The sequence below is a fragment of the Bradyrhizobium pachyrhizi genome (assembly GCF_001189245.1).
Lineage (GTDB): Bacteria > Pseudomonadota > Alphaproteobacteria > Rhizobiales > Xanthobacteraceae > Bradyrhizobium > Bradyrhizobium pachyrhizi.
In genome coordinates this window covers 14,848-15,849 of record NZ_LFIQ01000073.1, presented here as the reverse complement: position 1 = coordinate 15,849, position 1,002 = coordinate 14,848, and the positions used below count along the sequence as shown (strand labels likewise).

Annotated in this window: 1 protein-coding gene; it reads right to left on the bottom strand. The window is 66.2% G+C overall.

Annotation, left to right across the window (positions count from 1 at the left end):
• Positions 1-200 precede the first annotated feature (200 nt).
• Complete coding sequence (locus tag AKL29_RS14995; protein WP_050384733.1) at positions 201-827, bottom strand: glutathione S-transferase family protein; 627 nt, start codon at positions 825-827, stop codon at positions 201-203.
• Positions 828-1,002 lie beyond the last annotated feature (175 nt).

Here is a 1,002-nt window from a genome sequence, read left to right as displayed (position 1 = left end):
TCTACCTCCCCGCTTTCGCCAGGACGACGAGGAGTTTGCTGCACGGCATTTCTTCGTCATTCCGGGGCTCGCGAAGCGAGAACCCGGAAGCCATCGGGCCACATCACATGGGTAAAAATGGATTCCGGGTTCATGCTCCGCACGCCCTCAGGTGCGCGATTGCGCACCGGGGAATGACGACGGAGGAAGACGCACACCCCCTACCCCTTCGGCGGCGCCAGCGGCTGGACGATCTCCTGGAACGGCGGCAGCGCCTCGCAGCGCGCGGCGTGGGCCTTGAGCGCCGGATAGCGCGCGTCGAACAGGTGCGGATGCGCCTCGCCGGTGAAGCGCAGCGCGCAGGCCACCGCGACGTCGGCATGACCGATGCGATTCTCCAGCCAGTACGGCGTCTGCACCGCCGCGCGCTCCTGCTCCAGCACCGCGAGCACGCCCGCGATCTGCGCCTCGCAGCGCTCGACCCAGAGCTTCAACTGCTCCTTGCGCAGCACGTGCTCATAGACAAGGCTCACCGCCTTGTCGGCGAGCCCGGTCGCCAGCGCCGTGATGCGCAGATGCTTGCGCCGCCCCTCGCCCGAGCGCGCGATCATCGCCTTGTCCGGACCGACCAACTCGTCGAGATAATCCAGGATCGCGCCGCTCTCGATCAGCGCCTCGCCGTCATCGAGCACCAGCGTCGGCACCCGCCGCACCGGATTGTAGGCGGCAACCTTCTCCGCATCGCCGAAGGTCGACCACGGCTTGTGCTCGAACGGCAATCCATAGAGCCGCAGCGCGATCGCGGTGCGGCGGACAAAGGGCGAGTCGTACTGGCCGATCAGAAACATCTGGCATCTCGTCGGTCATGCCGCGGCAGGCCGTTGCCGCGAAAGCAGGGCTTTCGAAGGTGTGGCGGCCAAGCCGGGGTCAAAGGTTGCGCTTTGCACCATCCTAGATGGGCCGCGCGGCGTTGCAAGACACTGAGTCATTCCAGTGACGCATGCCGGCAATTGACCCACATAT